Consider the following 24,453-nt stretch of genomic DNA (forward strand, 5'->3'; position numbering starts at 1 on the left):
TTTATCTACAGACTGCGGGGCAGCTTACTGCTTGGGCAGTTTGCTGGCCACGCCTTCCACGTAGTAATCCATGCGGTTCAAGGCATCGTCATCCAGGAAACCGGACTCCAGACGCACCTTGCCATCGTTGTCCTTGATAGGAGCGGCAAAAGGTTGCAGTGTGCCAGCCACGATCTCAGCCTGTTTGGCCAGAACGAACTCTTTCACGTCAGCCGGCACTTCAGGACCGAAGCCTTCCAAAGCAGCCATACCGGACTTCAGGCCACCCCAGGTGCTGTCGTTCTGCCATTTGCCATCCAGAACTTCAGTCGCTTTGCGAGTGAAGTAATCACCCCAGTGGTGGGTCACGGCAGCCAGTTGAGCTTTAGGACCGAACTTGCTCATGTCGGAGTGGTAGGCAATCGCGTACTTGCCAGCTTCTTCAGCCGCTTGCACGGTGGCGGTGGAGTCGGTGTGGTGAGTCACCACGTCCGCGCCCTGCCCCAGCAGCGTGACCGCTGCGTCACGCTCTTTACCTGGGTCGTACCAGCTATTGGCCCAAACCACGCGCACTTGGGCTTCGGGGTTCACACTCTTCAAACCGATGGCAAAGGCGTTGATGCCTTGCAGCACTTCAGGAATGGGGTGAGCACCCACGTAACCGACCACATTGGACTTGGTCATCTTGCCGGCCAATACGCCAGCCAGGTAACGGGACTCGTAGAAACGGGCGTTGGTGGTGGCCACGTTAGGAGCCGTCTTGTAGCCGGTAGAGTGGACGAATTTCACGTCAGGAAACTGCTTGGCCACTTTCTGCGTCTGGTTCATGTAACCAAACGAGGTGGTGAAGATCAGCTTGTTGCCTTGCTGGGCCAGATCGCGAATGACGCGCTCTGCGTCAGCACCTTCAGGCACGTTTTCTACGTACTGAGTGACCACGCGGCCTTTCAGGGCCTCTTCCATTTCACGACGGCCAATATCTTGCTGCCAGGTCCAACCGGCTTCACCGATAGGGCTGACATACACAAAACCGATTTTCAGGGGTTCTTGATCGTTTGCCTGAGCGGACACAGGCAAGGCGGCCAGGGGGGAAGCGATGGCAGCGGCCAAAAGAGCCTTGCGCATAAAGTTTCCAGTCATGTCAGTCCTCTAGTTGTTGGGATTGAAGTTTTTGCCAAGCGATGCAGGCATATTCAACCTGATCCAGTTAGCGTTTCGGGAAATTAAAACCAGCACAATAATCGTGGCCAGATACGGCATCATGGCCAGCAATTGCGAGGCTACCGGAACACCCAGAGCCTGCGCATGATAGGTCAGGATCGTGACCCCACCAAACAAGTAAGCGCCCAGCATGACGCGCCAGGGACGCCAGGTTGCAAACGTCGTCAGCGCCAACGCAATCCAGCCGCGCCCGGCAACCATATTCTCGACCCACATGGGCGTGTAAACCAGACAGATGAAGGCACCGGCCAGACCGCAGCAGGCACCACCAAACATCAAGGCACCCAGGCGAATGTAGCGCACGTTGTAGCCCAGCGAGTGCGCCGAGGCAGGCGATTCACCCACCGCGCGCAGCACCAGACCGGAGCGGGTACGAGTCAGGAACCAGGCCACGGCAATACACAGCACCCAGGACACATAGACCATGTAATGCTGCTGGAAAAAAGCAGGCCCGATCAGGGGAATATCTTTCAGCACGGGAATGGACAGCTTGGTCACGACCAGGGAGTTGCCGGTAAAGGGCAAGCCAATATAGGCCGAGGCCCCTACCCCGAATAAGGACAGGGCCAAACCACAAGCCACCTGATTCGCGCCCAGCCAGACGGTCAGCCAGGCAAAGGCGGCTGCCATGACCATGCCAACCACCGCGCCCAGCACAAAGCCCAAAGCAGGGCTGCCGGTTTGCACGGCCACCGCAAAGCCCACAATGGCCGCCATCAGCATCATGCCTTCCGAGCCCAGATTGATGACGCCCGACTTTTCATTAATCAGCAAACCCAAGGCTGCCAGGAGCAAAGGGGTGCCTGCGTTGATGGTTGCGGCGAGCAAAGGTGCAATCGCGTCCATTACTTTCTCCAGACCAAACGCTTGGTGATGAGCACGTCACAAGCCAACAAGGAAAACAAGAGGATGCCCTGGAAAATGCCGGTAATCGCATTGGGCAAGCCCAAACGACTTTGGGCCAATTCCCCACCGATATAGAGCAAGGACATCACAAAAGAGGAAAAAATCAGTCCCAGCGGGTGCAGTCGCCCCACAAAGGCCACAATAATGGCCGCAAAACCATATCCGGGAGAAATCGAAGGAGTCAGTTGCCCAACCGGGCCCATGACTTCCGCTGCACCAGCCAGACCGGCCAATGCCCCCGAAATCAGCAAGGAACTCCACAAGGCTTTACGGGAGGAAAAACCGGCGTAACGAGCAGCCAATGGGGCCATACCCCCCACGCGCAAGCGAAAACCGGCCATGCTGCGTGTCAGGAAAAGCCAGGCCGCCACCGACGCAATCACCGCCAGCACAATACCGCTATGCAAGCGCGTGCCGGGCAAGACCGCGGGCAACAAAAAGCCGTCCGAGAACAGGCTGGACTGCGGAAAACCAAAGCCATCGGGATCGCGCAAGGCACCGTGTACCAGATAGCTGAGCAAGTGCTGGGCCACATAGACCAGCATCAGGGACACCAGAATCTCGTTGGCATTGAAGCGATCTTTCAGGAAAGCCACGATAGCAGCCCAGGCCATGCCGCCCAGCATACCGCAGGCCAAAGCCACGGTAATCAGGAAAAAACCACCGTTATCGCCATCGTCCACTTGCAGAATAAAGGCCCCGGCTGCCAAGGCGCCCATCACCAACTGCCCTTCCGCCCCGATGTTGAAAATATTGGCTCTGAAACAGATGGCCAGACCGACCGAGATCAGCAGCAAGGGCACCAGTTTGACGCCCACCTCGGCCCAACCATTCAGGTCACGCAAAGGCTCCAGAAAAAATACGTTCAAGCCCGCCAGAGGATTCTTGCCCAGCGACCAGAACAAGGTTCCGGCGACCACCATGGTCAGCAAGACAGCCAGCAAAGGGGAGCACCAGGCCATCAAGGTAGAGGGCGTGGCACGAGTCTCAAGCCTGAGCATGTTCACCCTCCTCCCACAAACCGCTCATCCATTGCCCAATCTGATCAACACTGGCTTGCGCCACGGGAATAGAGGGAGACATACGACCTTTGGAGATAACAATCAGGCGATCGGCAATCGCAAACAATTCATCCAGCTCTTCAGAGATGACCAGCAAGGCACAGCCCGCATCGCGCAGGGCCAGCAGCTCGGCGTGGATCTGGGCGGCAGCCCCTACATCCACCCCCCAGGTGGGCTGGGCAATGACCAGAATGCGAGGCTGACGGGTGACCTCACGGCCAATAATGTACTTTTGCAGGTTCCCGCCTGACAGGCTGTTGGCAGCGGCCTGCTCGTTGGAAGTCTTGACGCGGAAACGCTTGATAATCCCGCCTGCCAGACGGCGAATGCTGGGAAAACGCAGAAAACCGCGCTTCACCGTTTCCGGGTTCTGATGAGACAGCAGCAGGTTCTGAGCCAGAGACAATTCCGGCACAGCACCGCGTCCCAAGCGTTCTTCAGGTACGAAGCCCATGCCCTGATCTCGTCGCCAAGCCGCATCGCGTTGGGCAATCGCCTGACCATCCAGCAAAATCATGTCTGCCCGTGCGCGGGTATCTTCACCTGACAAGGCAGCCAGCAACTCCTGCTGACCATTACCGGAAATACCGGCTACTCCCAGAATTTCGCCCTGGTGCAGATCAAAACTGACATCCTGCAATTCACAGGCAAAAGGATGGGATTTGCTTAACTGCAGATTACGCACCTGCAAGAGCGTCCCGCCTTGTTGCATGCTGCGCTCACCCAGAGACTGAGGCTCGGCACCAATCATCAGGCGCGACAGGCTGGCCGTGGTTTCTTCGCGAGGGTCGCAATAGCCGGTGACCTTGCCCATACGCATGACCGTACAGGCATTGCACAGCTCGCGGATTTCATCGAGCTTGTGGCTGATATAGACAATGCTGCAACCCTCAGCAGCCAGTTGACGCAAAGTGCCAAACAAGCGGCGTACTGCCTGTGGGGTCAATACCGAGGTTGGCTCATCCAGAATCAGCAGCTTGGGCTTGCCCAGCAAGGCACGCACAATTTCAACCCGCTGGCACTCGCCCACGGACAACGTATGGATATGACGTTGGGGGTCCAGATCCAGACCATATTGACTGGCCGTTTCACTAATTCGACCAGCCAGCTCCTGCATATTGGTCGAAGCAGGCAGACCCAATGCAATGTTTTCCGTGACAGTCAGGGTGTCAAACAAGGAAAAATGCTGGAACACCATACCGATGCCCAACTGTCGGGCCGCCGCCGGACTGCTGATCTGGACGGGCTGGCCGTCCCACAGAATCTGGCCCTGATCGGGTTTGACCACACCGTAGATGATCTTCATCAAGGTGGATTTACCCGCGCCATTCTCCCCCAGCACGGCATGAATCTGCCCCGGCAGGATAGAGAGGGAAATATTGTCGTTGGCTACCACCGCCGGATAGGCCTTGGTGATATTGCGAAGTTCCAGGCGTGGCACAGCCTTGGGGTCTACGGATACCGTTTGCTCACCGGACTCAGAAGAATGGCCCACGGGAGACGATAGGGTCATGGCTGTATCAGCAAAAAAGTATAAAACGCCCGAGCAAGCGCATCATGGCCTGCTCAGACGTGCAAAAAGGAAGGAAAACCTAGGGCTTAACGCTTGCCCAGGGCTTGCTCGATTTTCTTGTCAGTTTTGTATTGGCTAAGAGAATATACCGCCCAAATAGCGGCCGGTATCCATCCAATGACGGTCAACTGCAAAATCAGGCAAATAATGCCCGCTACAGGCCGACCGATCGTGAAAAAGACCAACCAAGGCAGGAGCAGTGCGATCAATAAGCGCATGAGAACACTCAATTTAGTGAGGAATGGGCGCTATTTTACCCTTTATTGACCCACTGAATCATTTGTGCGCAAACCAGCAAGACCTGCGGCCCGACTCAGGCAGGCTGAGCCGGGCCGCAGCCTGAAACCAGGATTTACAGCAATTCTTTACGTAATTGCGCAGGCGATTTAGGCGACAACAGGCCAGGAGCCACGTCCAGCACGGACTGGGCACCGATTTGACCTTGCTGGTTCATGCGGTAAGCCGCACGCGCGTAGGCAACCAGCACACTGGAGGTAAATTCCGGGTTGCTGCCCAGGTTCAAGGCGTATTCAACCACTTGTTGCGAACCCGCGCCGGACTGACCGCTACGAATCACAAAACCACCGTGTGGCATGGCCGCGTGATCGCGTGCCAGGGTTTCAGCGTCAATGAAGTTGACTTCCGTGTCGTAGTCCGCGAAGTAGTCAGGCATAGTCACAATGGCTTCACGTACGGCGTCGGCGCTGGCGCCCTCTTCCAGGACCACAAAGCACTGACGCTTGTGTTTTTCACGGGTGCTCAGCTCGGGCTGCTCCCCGTTGCGCACACGCTGTACCGCTGCTTCGATAGGCAAGGTGTATTGCACACCACCGGCTACACCGGCCACACGGCGGATGGCATCGGAGTGACCTTGGCTCAAGCCTTTGCCCCAAAAGGTGTACGTCTGGCCAACAGGCAAGACACACTCGCCATACAAGCGATTCAGCGAGAACAGGCCTGGGTCCCAACCCACCGCGATCAAGGCGGTCGTGCCTGCGCCTTTGGCGGCGGCATCCACGGCTTCGTAGTACTCAGGGATACGGGCGTGGGTATCAAAGCTGTCTACCGTTGTGAACCAGCGGGCCAAGGCCGGGCCTTGTTCGGGCAGGTCATTTTTAGAGCCACCACAGAGAATCAGCACGTCAATATCATTGCGGTACTGTTCGATCTGGTCCAGGGCGCGCACGGGCACGCCTGCACTTTGCAGACGCAGGGAAGCAGGGTCACGACGAGTAAAAACGCTGACCAGCTCCATGTCCGGGTTTTGTGCCAGGGCCAGCTCTACGCCTCGCCCTAAATTGCCGTAACCTGCAATACCGACACGGATTTTGCTACTCATGGTGTTTTCCTTAAAACTGATAAATAAGTGCTGTCAGAACTGCTGCGCTCTGAAGCAACTGGCTTAGTCGCTGATCATACGGGCGGCAAAGCCCATGAACAGCAGCCCCACCGAGCCATTGCCCATCCGGGACAGACGCTGATGGCGTCGGAAAATTCCTGCCAGGCGATCTCCGCCAAAAATCAGCAAAGACAAATAACAAATGCTGATCAGTTCCACCACCAGGCCCAGCAACATAAAGGCCAGGCCCGTGTGACCTTTGGACGGGTCCACAAATTGCACGAAGAAGGACAGGAAGAACAAGATGGCCTTGGGGTTCAACAAACTCAGGAGCAAGGCCTTGCGAAAGCGGGTTTCGTGACGCAAACGCGTGTCCACAGACTGAACCGGGCCACCTTGCCTGAAGGCCGACTGTAACAGCCGCACACCCAAATACAGCAAATAGGCAGCCCCCAGCCAGCGTATGCCCATATACAACATGGGCAGCGTCTTGAGCAGCGAGGCAGCGCCCAGGGCCGTCAGCGTCATCAAAATGCCGTCGCCCACGACCACGCCCAAGGCTGCTTTATAGCCTTCGCGCACGCCATGTCCGGCGCCACTGGCCAGGACGTATAAAGAATTGGGTCCGGGCAAAAGCACGATAAACACCGTACCCACCACAAAGGCCCAGAAATTGACAATACCGATTTGTTCGAACACGCCGGCCTCGCTAAACGCAGCAGAATCCGCAATTTTAGCGCTAAAAAAATGCCCCTGGCACGGGTGGAATGCCAGGGGCGATCAGGTCAATTTGTAAGGTCTACGCTGCCGGACTGACTCGGCTACGCATTACCAGACCTGATGGACTACGCAGTCGCAAGTTCCTGGGTCTGGAACTGCTCCTGTTTCATGGTGCCTTCTTGCTGGAAACGAACGTGCCAGGACAAGGCCTCTTCCAGGATGTGGGGCGTGTGGCCACCACGTTGGCTGGCGCGCTCAAGATAGTCCAGCAAAGCAGGACGGTAGTCGGGGTGGGCACATTTTTCGATGATGACGCGGGCACGCTCACGGGGAGCCAAACCACGCAAATCAGCCAGGCCCCATTCGGAAACCAGCACGGCCACATCGTGCTCGCAATGGTCGACGTGCGATGCCATAGGCACCACGCTGGAGATAGCACCATCTTTGGCGACGGACTTGCTGACAAAAATGGACAAGTGCGCATTACGGGCGAAATCACCGGAGCCACCAATGCCATTCATCATGTGAGTGCCACAGACATGGGTGGAATTCACGTTGCCGTAGATATCAAACTCCAGGGCGGTGTTGATCGCGATAATGCCCAGGCGACGCACCAGTTCCGGGTGATTACTGATTTCCTGAGGACGCAGCACCAGCTTGTCGCGGTAGTTTTCCAGGCCTTCCAGGAACTGCGCCATCTTGGGAGCAGACAGAGTCAAGGACGAAGCCGAGGCAAAGCTCAGCTGGCCGGAGTCCAGCATGGCAATCGCGCTGTCCTGCAAGACTTCCGAGTACATCTTCAGGTCGGTGAAGGGAGAATCCAGCAGGCCGTAAGTGACGGCATTGGCAATCGTACCGATTCCCACCTGCAAGGGCAGCAAGGAGTGGCTCATACGGCCAGCGTCTACTTCGCCTTTCAGGAATTCAATAATGTGACCGGCAATTGCCTGGGTTTCTTCATCAGGTGGCAGCACGCTGGAGGGGCTGTCCAAAGCGTCGGTCACCACAATACCCACGATGCGGGAAGGATCCACCTGAATGGCGGTGGTACCAATACGCTGGTCCACATCCGTCAGTTCAATAGGCTGACGGTTGGGGCGAGCCTCGGGCACATAGATATCGTGTAAGCCTTCCATTTCCACTGGCATGCTCAGGTTCAGCTCAACAATGATTTGTTTGGCTTGCTGGGCAAAGCTGGCCGAGTTGCCTACCGAGGTCGTCGGCACAATTGCACCGGTTTCTGTAATGGCAACCGCTTCAATGACAGCGATGTCGATGGCAGGCAGGTTGCCCGAACGCATGTGCTCCACCGTCAGGGACAAGTGCTGATCGGTAAACAGGACCTTGCCTTCATTGATATGACGGCGTAGCACCGAGTCCACTTGAAACGGCGAGCGGCGAGCCAGCACACCGGCCTCGGCCATCATGCCGTCGCTATCATTACCCAGCGAAGCGCCGGTCACCACATTCAGTTTTAATTGCTCGGTCTGGGCGCGCTCGGCCAAGGCACGAGGCATGACCTTACAGTCCCCTGCACGGGTAAAACCGCTCATCCCGACATTCATCCCGTCTTTGAAGAAGGCGACTGCCTCCTGAGCGGTCATGACTTTGCCTTCCAATTCGGGGGAACGAATGCGATCCTTGAACATCGTGTGCTCCTGTCTCTGTGTCATTGATCTACCTGTTGTTGCTTTCGGAAGGAGCCAGGGCCGAAAGCGCCAGGCGAAATCTTCACGCAACAGAACGACATCACGCTTTAAAAATAGGGGCTGTACAAGCCGGAGATAAAAAGCCGAAATCGCCCTGACAACAGGCGTTTATGTTTTTTGAACAAAGCCAGCATAGCATCGCCATAATGAATAAAATAACTCCCAAGAAGTCGTAAAAGTCATAGACAAAAGGCCTGCCAATCATGGACATCCGATCCTTGCGATACTTCATTGAAACCGTTAAACATCAAAGCTTTACGCAAGCTGCGCAAAGCCTGAACGTGACGCAATCGACCATCAGCAAGATGGTGAAGCAGCTGGAAGATGAGCTGGGCGAGCCCCTGCTGATTCGCGATCACCGTCAATTACAGCTGACTGATTGTGGCAAGGTGGTGCTGGAGCGGGGGCAGGAAGTTCTGCAGAGCATGCAGGGCTTGCTGCGAGAGGTTCACGAAGTTCAGGCCTTGCAACGCGGCCGCCTGGATCTGGGTATTCCGCCCATGATTAATGTGCTGTTTACGGAAGTGCTCAAGACTTTCAAAAACCGGCATCCGCAGATCGAGTTGATTCTGCATGAAGAAACCGGCATGGGGATTGAGCGCATGGTTGCGGCGGGCACGGTTGAAATGGGGCTGAGTATTCTGCCTTTGGGGCCGGAGCTGAATGTATCGGCTACCCCCGTGGCCAAGCATGCGGTTTGGGCGATTGGCCATAAAGATACGCTGGCCGGTGCGCAAAAGAAGATCAAGCTACGGGAGTTGGAAAAGCATCCTTTGATATTCCTGGGCGAAGACTATGCCCTGACCCGTATGTTGCGGCGTGCGTTCGCTCATGCGGGCTTGCGGGCGAATATTGCGGCGCAAAGCAATCAATGGGATTGGGTGGCTTCCATGGCACAGGCGGGAATGGGAGTCGCTTTGTTGCCCCAGCCGTTTCTTTCTCGGCTGGAACCGGGGGATTGGATTGCCAAAGAAGTGGTGGAACCGGCATTGAACTGGGAAGTGGCGCTACTGTGGAATGGGCGGTATCTGTCGCAGGCGGCCAGAGCATGGCTACAGGTCTGTGCGGATGTATTGGGCGGGAACTGGCCTGAGCTTGAAGGGGATTTATAGCAGAACTATTTATTAGCCCTTGAATACTCATCGTGTACTCGACACTAGGCCAAGGCCGGCCCAATCGCATTGAATTGCCATGTACATGCAGGAGCATGTCTTTCTTATGTGACGTCGCTTCGGTTTGGAAAGGCCTGGATTAATGCATAGGCAATCTCTGTAAAGCACCACTGCTGCGGCCTGCGGGGGCGCCGGGCTTGACCACTTGCCGACGCTGCGCGTCGGTACCCTTGTCAGAAAGACAGGACGGGCGCATTCTGAACTCGCGCGATAGCTCGTCCCCCGGACGAGCTATAAGCGTCGCGCTCAAACAGCAGAATGCTTGCATCCCGTCCTGTCTTTCTGCCCGCGGCAAGTAGTCTGAATCGCCCCGCGCCCCCGCAGGCCGCAGCAGTGGTTTATAGCGTCAGCAAGCATCAAGCCAACTTCTAAGCCTGAGACGGTGTATGCAGTGAGGAAGTATTTACATGTAGAGCTGAATCACAAATCAGCATCAGCACATTCAAATTAGAGCAAGATGATCATGATGGGCCACTGCATCAAAAAATATGTGGGCGGGTAGGTGCTTAGTTGCCAGACAAGTAGATCGACTGACAAGTAAACACGAAGAAATAAATGGACAGACAGCCAAATAGACAAGCAGACAGGTAGGTAGGTAGGTAGACCAACAGAAAACAAGAAACCCCGCCAATTTAGCGTCCATCAACAGCTAGTTGGCAGGCTCATGACCATCTGCTCAGAACACATCACAAACCGCCAGTTGTCTCCACATGGAACGTAGGAAATCAAACACCTCTTTTGTTCCACATCCCTGCCAATTTCTCGTACATGAAACGACTGAAAAATCGCGCCATCTCATGCATCGAGCCGCTCAAGCCGTCTGCCCCTGCCTCGGGGCGATTCAGACTGCTTGCCGCGGGCTGTTCTGGAATCCGGGATGAAAGCCCTTTGTTGTTCGAGCGGGACGCTTGTACTTGGTCCGGGGGACCAAGTACCCCGGGAGTTCACAGGGCGCCCGGATTCCAGAACAGACAAGGGTACCGGTGCGCAGCACCGGCAAGTAGTCAAGCCCCGAGGCAGGGGCAGACGGCTTGAGCGGCGTCTTTCCTGAGACGACTTTTCTCAAAGGACAGGATCAATGCTGAAGCACTCCTGATACACAACAACTATTTGTCACCCCACCCACAGACAAAAAAAGAGCCACCCCAAACAGGGTGGCCCTCTTGAACAGCCAGGTCCAACAATCAGAAATAATTAAGCAGTCACTTTCTCTGCAACCGGCTCTTCAACTTCAGCCGAACTACGGATCAGGTAATCAAAAGCGCTCAACGCAGCCTTGGCACCTTCACCAGCAGCAATCACGATCTGCTTAAACGGCACAGTAGTCACGTCACCCGCTGCAAACACACCAGCCAGCGAAGTCGCACCGCGAGCATCAACCTCGATCTCGCCATGACGCGACAGCCCCACATCGCTGCCCTTCAACCATTCCGTGTTGGGCACCAGACCGATCTGAACAAATACACCATCCAGCTTCAGGCTCTTGGCTTCCTGAGTAGCACGGTCCAGGTAATTCAGACCCACCACCTTGGTGCCATCACCCAGAACTTCAATGGTCTGAGCCTGCATGATGATCGTCACGTTAGGCAAGCTGCGCAGCTTGGTCTGCAAGACCTGGTCAGCACGCAAGGCATCACCGAACTCGATCAAGGTAACGTGCTTGACCAAACCAGCTAGGTCAATTGCCGCCTCAACGCCGGAGTTACCACCGCCAACCACCGCCACATCCTTGCCCTTGAACAAAGGACCATCACAGTGCGGGCAGTACGCCACACCACGGTTACGGTAATCCTGCTCACCAGGCACATTCAGTTCGCGCCAGCGGGCACCAGTAGCCAGAATCACGGACTTGGCCTTGAGCTGAGCACCGCCATCCACATCCACAATGACCTGCTTGCCTTCACGGCGAATGCCTTGGGCACGATGCAGATTCATGATGTCCACATCGTAGGCTTTGACGTGCTGCTCCAGCGCCGTTGCAAACGCAGGACCATTGGTCTCAACCACCGAGATGTAGTTCTCGATCGACATGGTGTCCAGAACCTGACCACCAAAACGCTCGGCCAATACACCCGTACGAATACCCTTGCGAGCGGCGTACACAGCAGCGGCAGCACCTGCAGGACCACCACCCACAATCAGCACATCAAACTCGTCCTTGGCGTTCAAGGCTTCGGCACGAGCCGAGTTATCGCCCGTATCCAGTTTGGCCAGCAACTCTTCAGCACTGGCACGGCCTTGATGGAACATTTCGCCATTCAAGAACACGGCCGGAACCGACATGATGTTGCGCTGCTGAACCTCGTCCTGGAACAGGGCACCGTCAATCGCCACGTGCTTGATACGTGGGTTGATCACGGACATGGCGTTCAAGGCCTGCACCACGTCAGGACAGTTCTGGCACGACAGCGAGAAATACGTTTCAAAAACAAAGTCGCCGGGCAGATTACGGATCTGCTCAATCACAGCGGCATCCAGTTTGATCTCGTGGCCACCCACTTGCAGCAGGGCCAGGATCAAAGAGGTAAATTCGTGTCCCATCGGGATACCCGCAAAGCTCACGCTAATGTCGGTACCGGGACGGTTAATTTGGAAGGAAGGCTTGCGCTCTTGCGCATCCGCATCTTCGCGATAGCTGGTCTTGTCGGACAGACCATCAATTTCTTGCAACAGTTCGCGCAGCTCGACGGACTTGGCGCCAGTATCCAGCGTCGCAACGATCTCGATCGGTTGCGTGATCTTCTCGAGGTATGCCTTCAATTGAGTTTTGATGTTTGCATCTAACATGTGAAACGCCCTTTATCCTGTACTGAACGAAACAACTTGAGGTGCCTGAACCGGTCAGGCACCGGGGTGGCGGCGCAACGCACCGACCACCGCTAAAGACCCGTGTTTAAAAGGTCTTAGATCTTGCCAACCAGATCCAGGGAAGGAGTCAGCGTCTTGGCGCCTTCTTCCCATTTAGCTGGGCAAACTTCACCGGGGTGAGCGGCGATGTACTGAGCAGCTTTAACTTTGCGCAGCAGTTCGGAAGCCACACGGCCGATACCGTTGTCGTGGATTTCCAGGACCTTGATTTCGCCTTCTGGGTTCACCACGAACGTACCGCGCAGAGCGATACCTTCCTCTTCGATCAGCACGTCAAAGTTGCGCGACAGCTGATGAGTTGGGTCACCGATCATTGGGTAGTTAACTTTGCTGATGGCTTCCGAAGTGTCGTGCCATGCTTTGTGAGCAAAGTGAGTGTCGGTGGACACCGAGTAAATTTCTACGCCCATTTTCTGGAATTCGGCGTAGTGGTCAGCCAGGTCTTCCAGTTCGGTTGGGCAAACAAACGTGAAGTCGGCTGGGTAGAAAACGAAAACAGCCCACTTACCGGCAACGGTTTCGTTGCTGACTTCGATAAATTTGCCGTTGTGAAAAGCTTGTGCTTTAAAAGGTTTGATGACGGTGTTGATCAAAGACATATTTGCTCCGGTGAGTGATTAATCATTGACAGTAAAGCCATTATAGGAAGCCACTATCGATTAGTAAAATTGATTAATGCAATAACGTTAATTGCTATTAGCTATCGCGCGTCGCATAAAAACTTCTTTCTATGCGTCGCACAGACTTATGCTAACAGAGCTAGATGACAGTGCAACTATCAGCGTTCAAGCTATAAGGCTACTTCGCTGGGCACGGGGCTGGAGAACTGCTTGGCGTTGAACAAACAACGGGCAAAATCCTGCCAAAACTGCGCATCGTCGCCTAAAGAAACATTAATACGCATATATGTAGATGGTTGCTGTTGCGGGGAAAACAAGGCCCCCGGCACCAATAAATGCCCTGGTCGCCCCAAAGCACGCACCAGACTTTCCGTATCCACACCCGTATCCACCCAGACAAACATGCCCGCCTGGGGTGGTGCGTCCGGCGCCAGGCCTACATGCGCCAATTGCTCCAGGGTTTTATGCCTGTCGGCGTTGGCGTGACGGCGCAACCGCTCCAGGTGTTTGCGATAGGGTCCATCTACCAGCACCCGATGAATGACCCGCTCACCCAGCTCCGGTGACGTCAGCCCTGCCAGCATTTTCAGATTCACCAAAGACTGCAGTAGTTCGGGAGCTGCTGCCATATAGGCCACCCGCAAACCAGCTGCCATGACTTTGGAATAGCCCCCCACCAATGTCACCCGGTTCAGTTGATCCAATTGCGCTAGACGGCAGGCAGGATTGGCGTGCAGCTCGCTATAGGTATCGTCTTCAATAATGTGGAAGTCCCAGGTCTGGGCCAAAGTCAGAATGCTGTGCGCCACCGCCGGACTCAAGCTAAAGCCGGTGGGGTTATGCACCACGGTATTCAAAATAACCAGACGTGGACGATGCTCGCGCGCCAGCTGTTCCAGTACCGCCAGGTCCGGGCCATCTGCGCGGCGTGGCACACTCAGCACTCGCACATCCACCACCGCCAGGCGAGCAAACAAGAGATACCAGGCCGGATCTTCCACAACAACCGCATCACCAGGCCGTAACCAATGGCGCAGAAGTAAATCCAGCGCCTGCGTAACACCGCTGCACAATAAAAGCTGCGTATCAGGATCTGCCTGTATGCCGCTATCTTCCAGCTGTCCCGCAATGTGCTGACGCAAGGGCCGGTAGCCATGCGAATGCCCATAGCCCAGCAAGTTGGAGCCGGCGCTACGGCTGACCTGCCGCAAGGCCGCCAGAATCATCTCGTTATCCAGCCACTGACTGGGAATGCCCGCGCTGTCGCTATGCCCCATGAAACTGTTCAACATCCAGTTCACATCTATTTTGCGCGGCTCATTCTTTTCTACATGCAGGGATTCGGAACGCAGGCGTCGAGGGCTGCGCACCCGCACAAAGAAACCGGAACCGGGCCGGGACTCCACCAAGCCCAAGGCCATCAACTTGTCGTACGCGGCCACAACAGTATGCGTACTGACCCCGGCAGACTGCGCCAACCGGCGCACAGAGGGTAAGCGACTGCCGCCCCGATACCGCAAATGCAGGGCCTGCTGCACCCAGGCGACCAGTTGATCGCTAAGTGTCACGTCCGAACCGCGCACGGGCTGCCAATCCAACCATTCCATGATGCTGAGCTCCAAGCGAGAAAACCAACTGTAGCGGAAGTTTGACCAGTACAGCTTGACCGACTGATTGATGAACTGTATCGCAACTGTATTGTTTATTTATTTTAAGCTCAAAGCTGTGATAAACCTATTTCTCATCCGTGGTGATTTTCATGAGCCGCAGCACCAGTCTTCCCATGCCCAGTACCGCCCCAGCATTGCTGATCTATCTCTACGCTTTTATCGGGGTTACCGTCTTTGCCTTCACCTTGCCCATGACACGGCTGGCGGTGCAAAGCTTTGACCCTTGGCTGGTCGGAATGGCACGAGCCAGTATCGCGGGGGTGTTTGCGGCCATCATTTTGCTGGCAACCCGCAGCCGTCGCCCCACTGCGTCGGAATGGCGCGGGATTGCCCTGTCCTGTACAGGTGTGATCGTAGGCTGGCCCGTGTTTTCCTCGATTGCCATGCAGACCGTGCCTTCCTCGCACGGGGCCGTATTGAGCGGGCTGATTCCTTTGGCCACCGCCATTGTTGCCTCCGCCCGCAGCGGTGAACCCTTGAGCCGCCGCTTCTGGATGCTGAGCCTGCTGGGTGCCGTACTGGTGCTGCTCTACGCTTTCTATATCGGTGAAGGCGCCCTGCAAACCGGCGATATCTGGTTGGCTCTGGCGGTATTCATGTCTGGCGTAGGCTATGCCGAAGGGGGGCGTGTTGCCCGCACCCTGGGTGGCTGGCGCACCATCTGCTGGTGCCTGGCAGCCAGCTTGCCGCTGACCATTCCTGCCACCTTGTGGCTGACTTTTCCCATGACAGAAATGCCCTCTTCCCAATCTGTCATGGCTCTGCTCTACCTGGCCCTGTTCTCTTCCTTGCTGGGTTTCTTCCCCTGGTACAAGGCCATGGCCATGGGTGGTGTGGCCCGTATTGGTCAGGTACAACTGGCCCAACCCTTCCTGACCGTACTGATTTCGGCAGTATGGTTAAGCGAGCAAGTGGACTTGCTGACCTGGCTGTCCTGCATCGTCATCATCGCCATTATTGCCGCCAGCCGACGGGCCTGAAAACACAATGACAAGGCGGCTAAATACAGCAAGGGCATATTCACCTAACTAATACTTCGTTCCCAGCGAGGGCTCGCGCAAGCACACTGGCTCATCACTTCATGAACCATGTAAAGGCGATAGCGCGGCCCACGTGACTCCGTTTTGAGCAGGGCCGGTACTGGTATTGCCGCAAGGACATCTGATCATGCCCGCCCAAGCCCCTGCCGCGCTTGCCCTGAGCGCCCGGCCACTGATGCTGTGGAAACAGCTGCGCGACGATCTGCAATACATCGCGCGCGAACACACGGATGCCGTTCTGGCCAGTTCCCTGGCTGCGGAAGACATGGTGCTGTTTCATGCCATGTCCATCTACACCCCCGAGTTGCAAACTGTCACCCTGGATACTGGTCGTCTGCACGAAGAGACCTTGCAGCTGGGGCGGGACATCCAGCAGCACTACGAACGCCCCATCCTGTTTTTTCACCCGGATCCGGACCGGGTGCAGGAACACGTCAGCACTCATGGCACACACGCTTTTTACGAAAGTGTGGAGCTACGCAAGGAATGCTGCGCGATCCGTAAGGTAGAGCCACTGCGTCGTGCCTTGCAAGGCCGATCAGCCTGGATTACCGGTCAGCGCCGCGAACAAACAGCCAGCCGCACCGAACTGTCCAGCAAGGAATGCGACAGCGTCTTTGGGCTGCAGAAATTCAATCCCTTGATCGAATGGACTCAGGACGATGTCTGGGCCGTGATCCGTGGTTTGAGCATCCCCTACAACCCGCTGCACGACCAGGGCTACCCCTCCATAGGTTGCGAGCCCTGTACGCGCGCCATTCGCCCCGGTGAGGACGTGCGCGCCGGGCGCTGGTGGTGGGAACAGCGCGACAGCCTGGAATGCGGCCTGCATGCCAGCAATCTGAATAGCAGTGTCAACACCTGAAGGAACCCCATGGGCGAACCACTCTCTACCCGTACTCATCTGGACTGGCTGGAAGCCGAGGCCATTTTTATTCTGCGTGAAATCGCGGCTGAAGCTGAAAAACCCGTGCTGCTGTTCTCCGGCGGCAAGGACTCCGCTGTGCTGCTGCAATTGGCCCAGAAAGCCTTTGCGCCCGGCCCGCTGCCGTTTCCCTTGATGCATGTGGACACCGGCCACAATTACCCGGAAGTGATCGAATTTCGGGATCGCCGCGCCGCCGAGCTGAACGCCGAACTGATTGTGCGCAGTGTGGAGGATTCCATCGCGCGCGGCACCGTGGTGCTGCGCAATGAAACCGCCAGCCGCAACGGTGCCCAAGCCGTCACCTTGCTGGAAGCGATTGCCGAATTTGGCTTTGATGCCTGTTTCGGTGGCGCCCGCCGTGATGAAGAAAAAGCCCGCGCCAAAGAGCGCATCGTGTCTTTTCGCGACGAATTCGGCCAATGGGACCCCAAAGCGCAACGCCCCGAGCTGTGGCACTTGTTCAATACCCGTATTCACAAGGGCGAGAACCTGCGCGTCTTCCCGATTTCCAACTGGACCGAGCTGGACGTGTGGCAATACATCCAGCGTGAGGCCATTGATCTGCCATCCATCTACTACACCCACTCGCGCGAAGTGGTGGAGCGTCAGGGGCTGATCGTACCCATCACGCCATTGACTCCCTTGCTGGATGGGGAAACCTCTGAATGGCGCGATGTGCGTTTCCGCACCGTAGGCGATATTTCCTGCACCTGCCCGGTGCTCTCTACCGCCGTGTCCGTGCAAGACATTATTGCTGAGACCGCCTTGGCCACCATTACCGAGCGTGGTGCGACCCGCATGGATGACCAGACGTCCGAAGCCTCCATGGAACACCGCAAGAAACAAGGATATTTCTAATGAACACAGTCAATGACGCCTGGCTGCAGGCTGCCGATCAAGGCGTGCTGCGTCTGATTACCGCTGGCTCCGTGGACGACGGAAAATCCACCTTGATTGGCCGCTTGCTGGTAGACAGCCAGGGCGTGTTTGCCGACCAGATTGCAGCCATCCAGCGCTCCAAATACAAGCGTGGCGAGGACGCCGAACCCGATCTGGCCCTGCTGACCGACGGCCTGGAAGCCGAGCGCGAACAGGGCATCACGATTGACGTGGCCTATCGCTACTTCGCGACCCCAAAACGCAAATTCATCGTGGCCGATACCCCCGGTCACGAGCAGTACACCCGCAACATGATTACGGGCGCCTCCACCGCCCAGGCCGCCATCATTCTGATTGATGCGCACCGCGCCAAGGACGGTGAACTGCTGACCCAGACCAAGCGCCACAGCACCGTTGCCAAGCTGCTGGGCCTACGCCATATCGTGGTGGCAGTGAACAAGATGGACCTGGTCGATTGGGACCAAGCCGTGTTCGACCGTATCCATGAAGCCTATCGCCAACTGGCTACCCAGCTGGGGATTGAGCACTTTCACATCATTCCGCTCTCGGCCCTGAAGGGCGAGAACATCACCCAGGCTTCGCCACACACGCCTTGGTATCAAGGTTTGCCACTGCTGCCTTTGCTGGAATCGCTGGATCTGCGCGAGAACATTCAGCGCCCTGCCCGTTTGTTTGTGCAATGGGTGGCGCGTCATGGCGGCAGCCGTGCTGATGGCTTCCGTGGCTACGCCGGGCAGCTCAGTGGCGGTCGCATCCAGGTGGGCGATAGCGTTCAGGTATGGCCTAGCGGAAAAACGGCGGTGATCACACAGCTGTTTCGCGCGGGCACAGAACAAACTTCTGTCAGCGACGGGGACGCCGTGACTGTAGTGCTGGATCGTGAACTGGACATTTCACGGGGCGATTTGCTGACACTGGCCCATGAAGAAGTAAGCACCAGCAAACACTTTGATGCGCAGCTGTGCTGGCTGGACGAGCAGGCCTTGAACACCACCCGCTCTTACTGGTTAAAACAAGGCACACGCCTGACCCAAGCCAAGGTGCAAGCCGTTCATGCCTTGCGCGATGTACATAGCCTGCAAGAGCAGCAAGCCACTGGCAGCTTATCCCTGAATGATATTGGTCGTGTCAGTCTGGTCAGCCGTGACCCGCTGGTGCTGGACGATTATCAGGATCACTCCAGCACGGGCTCCTTTATCTTGATCGACCCCAGCACGAACCAGACCGTGGCTGCCGGTCTGGTTCAAAAAACCGCCTAAAAACGTGTAGCAGGCCTACTGTTTGGCACGCACCAAGGCGAGGGACTGTTCAGCAATGATCAGTTCCTCGTTGGTTGGAATCACCAATACACGCACGGCACTGCTGTCGGTAGAAATCACGGTTTCCCCTGCCTGATTACGAGCCGGATCAATCTCCACCCCCATCCACTCCAGGTGCTTGGCGATGCCTGCCCGAATAGACGGGCTGTGCTCGCCAATCCCCGCCGTGAAGACCAAGGTGTCCAGCCCCTTCAAGGCAACGCACAAGCCCGCCAGATTCTCTGCCGTGTGATAGCAGAAGTACTGCACCGCCAGCTTGGCACGAGGATCATCGGAAGCTTCCAGCGCACGCATATCCGCTTGATCGCCGGACAAGCCTTTCAGGCCGGATTGGGTGTAGAGCACGGACTGGATCTCATCGTGCTCCATACCCTGCTCCAGCATCCACAGCACGACACCGGCATCCAGACGCCCCGGACGAGTCCCCATAGGCAAGCCGTCCAGCGCCGTAAAGCCCATGGTGGTGTGAACGCTGCGGCCTTCTTTCAACGCGCAAGCCGATGCTCCGGAACCCAGATGGGCAACGACGACGCGCCCGTCAGCCAGTTCGGGAATTTCGCGACGCAGGTGCTGGGAAATATAGTGATAGGACAGGCCGTGGAAACCGTAGCGGCGCACGCCCTGTTCAAAGAACCGACCAGGCAAGGCAAAGTGCTGCAAATGCGGGGCATGTCCTTGATGGAAGGCCGTATCCAGACACGCTACCTGGAAGATTTCCGGGTAGTGCTCGAAGATCACGCGAACAGGAGCCAGATTGTTCTGCTGATGCAGTGGTGCCAAGGGTGACAGGCTGTCCAGATACTCCAGCACCTGCGGGGTCAAGGGTACGCTGCTGTCGTAGCGGGCGCCCCCGTGCACAATACGGTGGCCAACGGCAATAGGCCGACCATCCACATGCTCCAGCAGCCAGCGCGCCACCAAAGCCTGCGCTGTATGCAGGTCCTTGGCCTGCTCGCCATCCAGATCCTGCTTGACCATGGATTGGCCCTGGGCATCTTTAACTTTGAAGGCTGGCTGGCTACTGCCAATGCCCGAAACCTGACCGCCAAACTCAAAATCCAGATGGTCGCCCGGCTGGACCTTGTACATATGAAACTTCAGGCTGGAGCTGCCTGCGTTAATGACCAGAATCTGCTCGCTCATTAGTGCGCAGCCTCCACAGCAACTTTACGTTCCAGATAGCCCGCGTAAAGGCTGGCAACGGCGCAAGAAGCCATACGGGTCTGGGCGCTATCGGCTCGGCTGGTCAGAATGATAGGCACACGAGCCCCCATCACGATACCGGCAGCCTGGGCGCCGGACAGGAAGGTCAGGTTTTTGGCCAGCATATTGCCGGCCTCCAGATCGGGGGCCACCAGAATCTGCGCTTTGCCCGCAACGGGCGACACAATTCCTTTGATGCGCGCCGCCTCGGGGCTGATAGCGTTATCCAGCGCCAAGGGGCCGTCAAGCACACCGCCCGTAATCTGGCCGCGATCAGCCATCTTGCACAAGGCCGCCGCCTCCAGCGTGGTCGGGATTTTTTCGGTCACTTGCTCGACCGCAGACAGGATGGCGACCAACGGTTTGCCCAAGCCCAGGCCGTGGTGCAGATCAATGGCGTTTTGCACAATATCCGCTTTGGTGCTCAGATCGGGGAAAATATTGATGGCGCCGTCCGTCACAAACAAGGGCTCCGGATAGCTGGGCACATCCATGATGAAAACATGACTCAAACGGCGACCAGTCCGCAAACCTTTGCCCTGGGTGCACAGCACGGCCTGAATCAGTTCATCCGTATGCAGGCTGCCTTTCATCAGCAACTGGGCACGGCCGGCCAGCACTTCCTCTACGGCTCGCTCTGCCGAGGCATGGCTGTGGGGGGTATCAATCAAGGTGACCCCTTCCAGGCTTAAACCATGCTCTGCCGCTACGGAATGCAAACGGGCCTGCGGGCCAACCAGCACGATCTCGAACAGGCCTTGGGCCCGTGCCTGCAAGGCGGCTCCAAGGGACACATCATCGCAGGGATGAGCCACCACACAAATTCGACTGTGCTCTTTGCGAGCTTGCTCGATCAATCGGGAATAATGACTGGAAGGCCCAGTGCGATCCACGGCGGCCGTATCCGGGCCAGCAGGGTGATTCATGATAGAAGACTCCTTGGAGATGAACGAAGGCTAACCCAACACTAAACCATTTATCCAAGCGTGTGTCTTTGATTGCGAACAGGGAAACTTCAATATTTCGCCCTTTATTCTTTCCAGACCATGAAGAATGAAGCATAAAGATTAAATATTAAAAAAATCCGGTTTAGCCAAGTGCAAACCGGATTTTTATTTCTGTGGTGGCTTATTCGTCCCGAACCACCGCAATCTGAACGTATCCAGGATCAGCCACCCAGGTCTAATTAAAGGCCAAGATCACTCAAACCCGGATGCTCATCGGGGCGCCGCCCCAAGGGCCAACGGAACTTGCGTTCGGATTCTGTAATTGCCACATCATTAATGCTGGCATGGCGCACCGCCATATAGCCATGCTCGTCAAATTCCCAATTTTCATTTCCGTAACTGCGCCACCACTGACCGTATTCATCTTGCCATTCATAAGCAAAGCGCACGGCAATTCTATTTTCATGCCAGGCCCAGATTTCTTTAATCAAGCGGTATTCACGCTCTTTTTGCCATTTGCGTTCTAAAAAAGATTGAACCTGATCTCGCCCCTGCGGAAACTCGCTGCGATTGCGCCAGCGCGTATCCACGGTATATGCCTGCGAAACCTTGACCGGGTCACGACTATTCCAGGCATCCTCGGCGGCACGCACTTTCTGGCGGGCACTCTCCAGATCGAAAGGTGGCAAGGGAGGACGTGTATCCATAGTGATCTCCTAGAAAACAAGAGTGGACCGGACAGTCTAGCGGCAAAACGTAAGCAGTCTCTTACTGGCCGGTATCTGCCCAGGCTGCCTGTTCAAATCCCGCGACCAGAAAATCGATAAAAGCTTGCACACGAGCCGAGCGAGAGCGGCCCGGAGGCGTCAGCAGATGCAAGGTCAGGCTGGGCAAATCCCATTGCGGCAACACGATTTCCAACTGGCCTTGCTCGACCATATCGCCCAGCAGGAATTGAGGCAGCACGCTAAGCCCCAGGCCCTCAAGCAAGGGTGGGATCAGGGCCTGGGCATTGTTGACTTGCAAAGCGCAGGGCACGGTTTGGGAGTAATACTCCTGCCCTTGCTGAAAGCGCCAGACACTGCCGCGTCGCTCGTAGGCGTAGCGCAGGCTCATGTGCTGAGCCAGGTCGCTGGGGTGTGAGGGTCTGCCGTACTTGGCCAGGTAACTGGGGGCGGCAACCAGCCGCAGGCGCAAATTGCACAGACGGCGCACCAGAAGGCTGGAATCATCCATGGTCGAGATACGCAAGGCCATGTCGAAACCTTGTTCCACGATGTTGACCTGAGCGTCGTTAAAGTGCAGATCCAGCAGCACGGCCGGGTGCTTTTCCATGAAGGCGGGCAGCAAAGGGGCCAGATGCTCCAGCCCGAAGGACATGGGGGCAGCAATCTTGATACGTCCCTGCAGGCTTTCTTTCTGGTCGCGTGCCAGGGCTTCCGCGTTTTGTCCGGCAGCTAGAACGGCTTGGGCCTGTTCCAGGCTGGCCTGCCCGGTTTCTGTCAGGGACAGGCGTCGGGAGGTACGGTGGAACAGGGACACATGCAGCTGTTTTTCCAGCCGGGTGATTGCCTTGGAGACAGTAGGTTGTGACAGGCCCAGAACTTCGGCTGCCTGGGCAAAGGAGCCGGTTTCCGCCACAGTGGCAAAGATGGCCCAGGCTTGTAGATCCGGTAATGTTTTCATGTCGTTTTTGGAATGAATTCTATGCTATTGATTCTATTTTATTCAATCAGCAAGACGCCTAGAATTCTTTTTAGTATCCAATATTAAGGAGCGCATCATGATTGAACATCGGCCTTTTAATGAACTGGGCGGCGCCAACCACGGCTGGCTGGACGCCAAGCACCATTTTTCTTTTGCTAATTACTACGATCCCGCTCGCATGAGCTGGGGTGCCCTGCGTGTCTGGAATGACGACACGATTGCGTCCAACACCGGGTTTCCACCTCACGATCATGCCGATATGGAGATCATTACGTATGTGCGTGAAGGGGCGATCAGCCACCAGGACAGTTTGGGCAATAAGGGTCGTACTGAAGCCGGTGATGTGCAGGTGATGAGTGCCGGCACGGGTATTCGCCATGCGGAGTACAACCTGGAAAGTGGTACGACACGGATCTTCCAGATTTGGATTCAGCCAGAGCGTCGTGGTTTGCCACCTGCCTGGGGTGCCAAGCCTTTCCCCAAGGATGAGCGTTCGGGGCAATTTGTGGCCCTGGCCAGTGGTTTTGAAGGTGACGCAGAGGCTTTGCCGATTCGTGCCCAGGCCCGTGTGCTGGGAGCGACCTTGAAGAAAGGTCAAAGCACGACTCTGTCTTTGCCTGCCGAGCATCTGGCTTATCTGGTGCCTGCCACAGGGCGGGTTTCGGTAAATGGTCTGGAGTTGAATGCCCGTGATGGGGCGGCGATTCGCGATGAAACGACGCTGGAAATTCAGGCGCTGGAGGATGCGGAGCTGGTGCTGGTTGAGACGGCGCAGTAATTGCGGACGAGCTGTTTTGAAGATGGGGGAGAGGCCGTTTGAGCGCTCCCCCCGCTTCTTTTTGCTGTTCTGGTGCTCTGAAAATAAACGCAGGTAAGAGAAGATATATGTCTTTTTAAGGTCATATGTCAGCTCGGAAATTAAACAACCCAATAGAACGCTTGGGTTGCCTTGCCGTTTGCTGGCGTAATGTTGTTTGTTCAGTACTCCACCTTGGCAGAAAGACGCCACTTGGAGCCCTGCCTGGGTGTCCGGGCTGAGCACTTGCCGGTGCTGCGCACCGGTCCCCTTGTCAGGAGATAGCTACGGGCGCACCCTGAACTCCCGGGGTGGTTCGTCCCCCGGACGAACCACAAGCGCCCCGGTCAAACAACAGGGCGCTTGCATCCCTACGCTATCTCCTGACCGCGGCAGGTACTCTGAATCGCCCCGACACCCAGGCAGGGCTCCAAGTGGCTGGCATCATGAGCAATTTAAGGGCGAAACGTAACTGTGATGCCGCTCTATGAGCTAATTGATGATGGATTCAGGGGTATTTTTCGTGGCTCAATTTCCTGCCATGAAAAATACAGTTGGAGGTGGGCTGTCTCAACTGTCTGTTTTCGGTGTGGTTTTGAAAAGTATTCCTGATTTTTTGTTTAGCTTAGATAAACAATCCTTCCCCTTGTCTGTCCTTCTCATTCTGCGCAGCCTTCCCTTAACGGAAACCGGCTCATAAAGCAGATCAAAACTTCTTCTTTTCTCTGATTAAACTGTTTGTTCTCAATCGATAAGCGTCTGCCCTGCAGCAATA

At 56.2% G+C, this 24,453-nt stretch carries 22 protein-coding genes; 7 read left to right on the forward strand and 15 right to left on the reverse strand.

Features of this window, described 5'->3' with window-relative positions; genetic code table 11:
- Positions 1 to 24: 24 nt before the first annotated feature.
- The 8 genes from NIZ92_RS15255 to NIZ92_RS15290 all read right to left on the reverse strand — a co-directional run bounded on the left by NIZ92_RS15255 (position 25) and on the right by NIZ92_RS15290 (position 8,448).
- Entirely contained in the window at positions 25 to 1,104 is a 1,080-nt protein-coding gene (locus tag NIZ92_RS15255; RefSeq protein ID WP_009454862.1) for a BMP family ABC transporter substrate-binding protein, read from the reverse strand.
- Positions 1,105 to 1,128: 24 nt separating this feature from the next.
- Positions 1,129 to 2,046 carry an ABC transporter permease gene (locus NIZ92_RS15260; protein ID WP_009454860.1) on the reverse strand — a complete coding sequence of 306 codons (918 nt, stop codon included), beginning with the start codon at positions 2,044 to 2,046 and terminating at the stop codon, positions 1,129 to 1,131.
- Positions 2,046 to 3,107, reverse strand: coding sequence for an ABC transporter permease (locus tag NIZ92_RS15265; RefSeq protein WP_026485492.1), 1,062 nt, complete (start codon positions 3,105 to 3,107; stop codon positions 2,046 to 2,048). The genes NIZ92_RS15260 and NIZ92_RS15265 overlap by 1 nt, the downstream gene beginning before the upstream one ends.
- Complete coding sequence (locus NIZ92_RS15270; RefSeq protein ID WP_080748106.1) at positions 3,094 to 4,680, reverse strand: ABC transporter ATP-binding protein; 1,587 nt, start codon at positions 4,678 to 4,680, stop codon at positions 3,094 to 3,096. The genes NIZ92_RS15265 and NIZ92_RS15270 overlap by 14 nt, the downstream gene beginning before the upstream one ends.
- A gap of 86 nt (positions 4,681 to 4,766) precedes the next feature.
- Positions 4,767 to 4,958, reverse strand: coding sequence for a YqaE/Pmp3 family membrane protein (locus NIZ92_RS15275; RefSeq protein ID WP_009454854.1), 192 nt, complete (start codon positions 4,956 to 4,958; stop codon positions 4,767 to 4,769).
- 134 nt (positions 4,959 to 5,092) lie between these two features.
- On the reverse strand, positions 5,093 to 6,079 hold the full coding sequence (locus NIZ92_RS15280; RefSeq protein WP_009454851.1) for a diaminopimelate dehydrogenase: 987 nt from the start codon (positions 6,077 to 6,079) through the stop codon (positions 5,093 to 5,095).
- Between the two features lie 63 nt (positions 6,080 to 6,142).
- Positions 6,143 to 6,778: a leucine efflux protein LeuE gene (gene leuE, locus NIZ92_RS15285; protein WP_026485490.1), complete on the reverse strand. Its 636-nt coding sequence runs from the start codon at positions 6,776 to 6,778 to the stop codon at positions 6,143 to 6,145.
- A 146-nt stretch (positions 6,779 to 6,924) separates the two neighbouring features.
- Complete coding sequence (locus NIZ92_RS15290) at positions 6,925 to 8,448, reverse strand: acetyl-CoA hydrolase/transferase family protein (protein ID WP_083054458.1); 1,524 nt, start codon at positions 8,446 to 8,448, stop codon at positions 6,925 to 6,927.
- Between the two features lie 263 nt (positions 8,449 to 8,711).
- Here NIZ92_RS15290 and NIZ92_RS15295 point away from each other — a divergent pair, with 263 nt between their 5' ends.
- Positions 8,712 to 9,620 (forward strand): LysR family transcriptional regulator, encoded by a 909-nt coding sequence (locus NIZ92_RS15295; protein WP_088452294.1) that lies wholly within the window; start codon positions 8,712 to 8,714, stop codon positions 9,618 to 9,620.
- A gap of 1,254 nt (positions 9,621 to 10,874) precedes the next feature.
- Here the strand turns inward: NIZ92_RS15295 and ahpF are convergent.
- The 3 genes from ahpF to NIZ92_RS15310 all read right to left on the reverse strand — a co-directional run bounded on the left by ahpF (position 10,875) and on the right by NIZ92_RS15310 (position 14,775).
- Positions 10,875 to 12,467, reverse strand: a complete 1,593-nt coding sequence (ahpF, locus tag NIZ92_RS15300) for an alkyl hydroperoxide reductase subunit F (RefSeq protein WP_254002204.1) — start codon at positions 12,465 to 12,467, stop codon at positions 10,875 to 10,877.
- A 116-nt stretch (positions 12,468 to 12,583) separates the two neighbouring features.
- The gene (gene ahpC, locus NIZ92_RS15305) at positions 12,584 to 13,147 is read right to left on the reverse strand and encodes an alkyl hydroperoxide reductase subunit C (RefSeq protein ID WP_009454841.1); all 564 of its coding nucleotides are present in this window, start codon (positions 13,145 to 13,147) and stop codon (positions 12,584 to 12,586) included.
- A 191-nt stretch (positions 13,148 to 13,338) separates the two neighbouring features.
- Positions 13,339 to 14,775 carry a PLP-dependent aminotransferase family protein gene (locus tag NIZ92_RS15310; RefSeq protein ID WP_254002205.1) on the reverse strand — a complete coding sequence of 479 codons (1,437 nt, stop codon included), beginning with the start codon at positions 14,773 to 14,775 and terminating at the stop codon, positions 13,339 to 13,341.
- Between the two features lie 152 nt (positions 14,776 to 14,927).
- On the opposite strand from NIZ92_RS15310, the gene NIZ92_RS15315 reads away from it, so the two are divergent.
- From NIZ92_RS15315 to NIZ92_RS15330, 4 genes are all read left to right on the forward strand, one after another.
- Positions 14,928 to 15,818 carry a DMT family transporter gene (locus NIZ92_RS15315; RefSeq protein ID WP_026485485.1) on the forward strand — a complete coding sequence of 297 codons (891 nt, stop codon included), beginning with the start codon at positions 14,928 to 14,930 and terminating at the stop codon, positions 15,816 to 15,818.
- A gap of 187 nt (positions 15,819 to 16,005) precedes the next feature.
- Positions 16,006 to 16,743 (forward strand): phosphoadenylyl-sulfate reductase, encoded by a 738-nt coding sequence (locus NIZ92_RS15320; RefSeq protein WP_254002206.1) that lies wholly within the window; start codon positions 16,006 to 16,008, stop codon positions 16,741 to 16,743.
- A 9-nt stretch (positions 16,744 to 16,752) separates the two neighbouring features.
- Positions 16,753 to 17,664 carry a sulfate adenylyltransferase subunit CysD gene (cysD, locus tag NIZ92_RS15325; RefSeq protein ID WP_238441748.1) on the forward strand — a complete coding sequence of 304 codons (912 nt, stop codon included), beginning with the start codon at positions 16,753 to 16,755 and terminating at the stop codon, positions 17,662 to 17,664.
- Complete coding sequence (locus NIZ92_RS15330; protein ID WP_060186614.1) at positions 17,664 to 18,965, forward strand: sulfate adenylyltransferase subunit 1; 1,302 nt, start codon at positions 17,664 to 17,666, stop codon at positions 18,963 to 18,965. The genes cysD and NIZ92_RS15330 overlap by 1 nt, the downstream gene beginning before the upstream one ends.
- Positions 18,966 to 18,980: 15 nt before the next feature.
- Here the strand turns inward: NIZ92_RS15330 and NIZ92_RS15335 are convergent, their stop codons facing one another.
- The 4 genes from NIZ92_RS15335 to NIZ92_RS15350 all read right to left on the reverse strand — a co-directional run bounded on the left by NIZ92_RS15335 (position 18,981) and on the right by NIZ92_RS15350 (position 22,861).
- Entirely contained in the window at positions 18,981 to 20,168 is a 1,188-nt protein-coding gene (locus NIZ92_RS15335) for an acetate/propionate family kinase (protein ID WP_115634351.1), read from the reverse strand.
- Entirely contained in the window at positions 20,168 to 21,154 is a 987-nt protein-coding gene (locus NIZ92_RS15340) for a phosphate acetyltransferase (RefSeq protein ID WP_009454816.1), read from the reverse strand. The genes NIZ92_RS15335 and NIZ92_RS15340 overlap by 1 nt, the downstream gene beginning before the upstream one ends.
- Before the next feature lie 260 nt (positions 21,155 to 21,414).
- On the reverse strand, positions 21,415 to 21,882 hold the full coding sequence (locus tag NIZ92_RS15345) for a nuclear transport factor 2 family protein (RefSeq protein WP_060186612.1): 468 nt from the start codon (positions 21,880 to 21,882) through the stop codon (positions 21,415 to 21,417).
- Between the two features lie 61 nt (positions 21,883 to 21,943).
- Complete coding sequence (locus tag NIZ92_RS15350) at positions 21,944 to 22,861, reverse strand: LysR family transcriptional regulator (RefSeq protein ID WP_009454814.1); 918 nt, start codon at positions 22,859 to 22,861, stop codon at positions 21,944 to 21,946.
- Between the two features lie 97 nt (positions 22,862 to 22,958).
- Between NIZ92_RS15350 and NIZ92_RS15355 the strand changes: the two genes are divergently transcribed.
- Both NIZ92_RS15355 and NIZ92_RS15360 read left to right on the forward strand, forming a co-directional pair.
- Entirely contained in the window at positions 22,959 to 23,660 is a 702-nt protein-coding gene (locus NIZ92_RS15355; protein ID WP_254002207.1) for a pirin family protein, read from the forward strand.
- 517 nt (positions 23,661 to 24,177) lie between these two features.
- Entirely contained in the window at positions 24,178 to 24,378 is a 201-nt protein-coding gene (locus NIZ92_RS15360; RefSeq protein ID WP_254002208.1) for a hypothetical protein, read from the forward strand.
- Positions 24,379 to 24,453: the final 75 nt, after the last annotated feature.

Source organism: Alcaligenes sp. 1735tsa3, from assembly GCF_024134565.1.
GTDB classification, from domain to species: Bacteria; Pseudomonadota; Gammaproteobacteria; order Burkholderiales; family Burkholderiaceae_B; genus Alcaligenes; species Alcaligenes phenolicus.